The sequence below is a fragment of the Nodularia sp. UHCC 0506 genome, assembly GCF_034931045.1.
GTDB lineage: Bacteria > Cyanobacteriota > Cyanobacteriia > Cyanobacteriales > Nostocaceae > Nodularia.
In genome coordinates this window covers 3,553-6,739 of sequence record NZ_JAYGHH010000054.1, presented here as the reverse complement: position 1 = coordinate 6,739, position 3,187 = coordinate 3,553, and the positions used below count along the sequence as shown (strand labels likewise).

The 3,187-nt window shown below is 35.7% G+C and carries 3 protein-coding genes; 1 reads left to right on the top strand and 2 read right to left on the bottom strand.

Going from position 1 to position 3,187, the window contains the following annotated elements:
- The coding region (locus VB654_RS21630) for a hypothetical protein (RefSeq protein ID WP_323215860.1) at positions 1-1,308 on the top strand (1,308 nt) is incomplete at its 5' end.
- Positions 1,309-1,398: 90 nt separating this feature from the next.
- Here VB654_RS21630 and VB654_RS21625 read toward each other — a convergent pair.
- Both VB654_RS21625 and VB654_RS21620 read right to left on the bottom strand, forming a co-directional pair.
- Positions 1,399-2,544, bottom strand: coding sequence for an AAA family ATPase (locus VB654_RS21625; protein ID WP_323215859.1), 1,146 nt, complete (start codon positions 2,542-2,544; stop codon positions 1,399-1,401).
- On the bottom strand, positions 2,541-3,187 hold a 647-nt coding region (locus tag VB654_RS21620), incomplete at its 5' end, for a Tn3 family transposase (RefSeq protein WP_323215858.1). The genes VB654_RS21625 and VB654_RS21620, both read right to left, overlap by 4 nt.

Below are 3,187 nucleotides of genomic sequence, written 5' to 3'. Positions count from 1 at the left end.
CAGATTCCTTCGGAAGAAGAAATTTCTGATTTAATAGAGCAAGATGCTTTTAAGAGGAACATGAATCTGGGTGAATTCCCTGGTGGATTTGGTGGAACTGATTTTGCCAAGTATGTTTTAGAATTTCGTGTTCTTGATCGCTATAATCTTCAATCTGTCGGAAATGATTATCAGCTAATCTATAATTGGTTTATTAAAAGTGTTTCTGAATTAGGTTATCCAGGTTTTAATGAACAGTGCTATAAGTATGATCGCTATCTTATAGGGAAATATGGTGGAGGAAGAGGGAGAGAAACTTGGGCTGAAAGACTTGGAAAAAAATATTATTGGATTTTATTACATCGGTTAGCAGGAATTTTGGCAGATCACTTTCCGAGGAAAATAGATTCATGGGAAAACGAAACTTCTCTTCCAAGATTACAAGGTATAGAATTACGGGATATAGATCCCACTGATTTAAGAGTTTTTTATCCTCAAATAGAAATTAACACTGAATGGTATCAACCTATTAATTATGATTTCGATATTACAAAAAATTTAAGTCATGATAAATGGGCAGAATTAAAAGATTTTCCCAACTTAACAGAAATAGTAGGAGTTACTGATAAACAAGGTAAAAAATGGTTTCATCTATCACTTTCTTCTTCATTAGAAAAAGTTAGTTCTAATGAAAATAATACAAAATATCCCCATCGAAATTTAAGGACTTTAATTAACACTGCTTTTGTACCTTATTCTGATATAGAAAATATTAAAAAAGAACTGTCTAATAATAACTTTCCTGAAAATTTAATGATTCCGCATGACAACAAATTATTGATATTAGAGTACCCGAATACTGTCACTTGTCACCAACGTTTTGAAACTAGAAAAATAGATTTAGAATGTGAAATTCCAGGTACAGAAAATGCAGAACTCACAAGGATTCAAATTTTGAGGGGGAATGAGTGGGAATATGATTGTAGTCAAGATGAATATTCTGAAAATATTAATGTCCCTGTACCAGATTTAGTTAATTTTGGTAACTTAAAATGGGATGGTCAATCTAGTTGGTTAGATGAGTTTAAAACTATTCAGGTTACTGAAATATCTACAGGAAGTGGTTTTGGTCTTTTGATTAAAGGTGATTATCTTAAAAACTTTCTTCAAGCTTCTTCGTTGGCTTTAATTTTTATTGGATTTCAAGAAAAATTCGTAATTAATAAGCAATTTTCCGGAGCTTCTAGTATTCATGGGCTTAGAACCGTATACATTTTTGATGGTCAGAATATTATTAATGCCTACCAAATCCATAAAACCATAACGTAAGAGCATTCGGCGAAGTTTTATAATACCATTCATCGGGCTGTTGGAAGCCTACCCTTAATTAAAAATTGCAGGGTAGGAGTATACCACGCATCAACGAATAATAAAGATTCGTTGTCTAGCCCGTGAACTGGCAACATAATACAAACGATTAAACTCTCTAAACTTAGCAACAACCGCTTGACCGTCATCTCCTCGTTCTGAATGAAGTCGCTTACTTAAGTCCTTACCGTCAATACCCACTTCTAAGAAAGTGCTACCTTGACTATTGTGAACAGTGAGTGCAAAGCAGTTTCTCACATGGGCAAACTGTTCTAAATGTCTGTAATACTGCTTCCACAAAAAGGGATTACGCTTGGCAGTTTTGAGTAAGTGTTTAGTTTCTTGGTTAAATCGTTTTTGCTCGTCTTCATGTAAAACGTAGATTTGACGCACAATTCCGTCATCTGTCTTGATCTTTAACCGCCAAGCATGATAATTGTGATAACGGTCTTCAGAAACATCTAAAACAGTGAATTCTGTAGATGTAGAAAGAATTACACTTTTACTATCAGGAGCCATTACCGGGTCTCTGGTTATTAATCGTTCTCCAGAAATAAATCGATTTATATTTTCACCATATAAATGTCTACGAATTTGTTGGTTATAAAAGTCAACTTGAGCATTCGTCCAGCACAGAATCCGCAAACAATCGGGGTTGTTGACAAATTCTTTAGACATCTTTTTGTAGGCATATCGCAGCAAAGTTTGGCGTTTAACCATCAGCGCTCCATTACTTTTATCAGGCAGATATTTGGCATAAGGCTCAAATGGAATCCGGCTTTTAGTAACTGCATAACGAGAAGCCGTGACAAACTCTAGTAAGGGGCTACCAGTTCCCTGACGCACAACTTGAGTTAATATGGCTTTATTTGGCACTTGAAAACTCAGGGATTTTCCTTCATTCACTGGATTTAATTGTGCAGGATCACCCATGAGAATTATTTTGAGTTTTGTCCTTATGGATGATTGGTGAGCAAGATTCTCAATCCAGTTCCAGAGTTGTTTGCCAATCATTGAACATTCATCAACAAAGACAACATCAAACAAATTGATGTAAGAAGGGCCGGTTTGCTCAAGGACTTTTTCTTTACCTCTAGTCGGGGTATAGCCGGGATACGTGCAAAATGGGACACGTTGTAAAGTTTTGTAAACAAAAACTCTACAACCCTTGCCAGAAATACCTTCACAAATTATCAAGCCAAAACTAAAATCCCATCATCATCCAACAAATTCGGCACAGCCTCCATATCAATCAAGTAATCGCCAAAACGCTTAATATGACTAGTCATATAAGGACTCAATGCCGCCACATCTTCACGATTAATCAAATGACCAGCCTTCAGTAAATCCCGCAAAATATCAGTTAAATCCACAACATTGTGGAAGATAACAGCATTAGCAACCAAATCATTATATTTAATAATCTTCTCCTGCTCAACTGGATCGTTATTAGCAATAACTCCAAAACCACCAAAGAAAAACCACTTAGAGAAACCGTTATAAGCCTCAACAATATTCGTAGCAGCAGTAATCTGTTGTCGCAACTTCATATCCGAAATATATTGCAACAGAAATACCGTCCTAATTACCCGTCCCAACTCCTGAAAAGCTTGGTATAACCTATTTTTGCGACTATAATTTCCCAGCTTTCGTAACAACACCGCACTCGAAACCTTACCAGTTTGAATCGACAATACAACCTGTAAAATATCTGGCCAATGATTTTCTATTTTGACCCAATCAATCGCATCCTTAAACAAAGAATCAATATGCTCGTAAACCGTATCATTATTTGGACGGAAGAAATTTAAATCCTTCCAATTCCGAATTCGGGGCATTA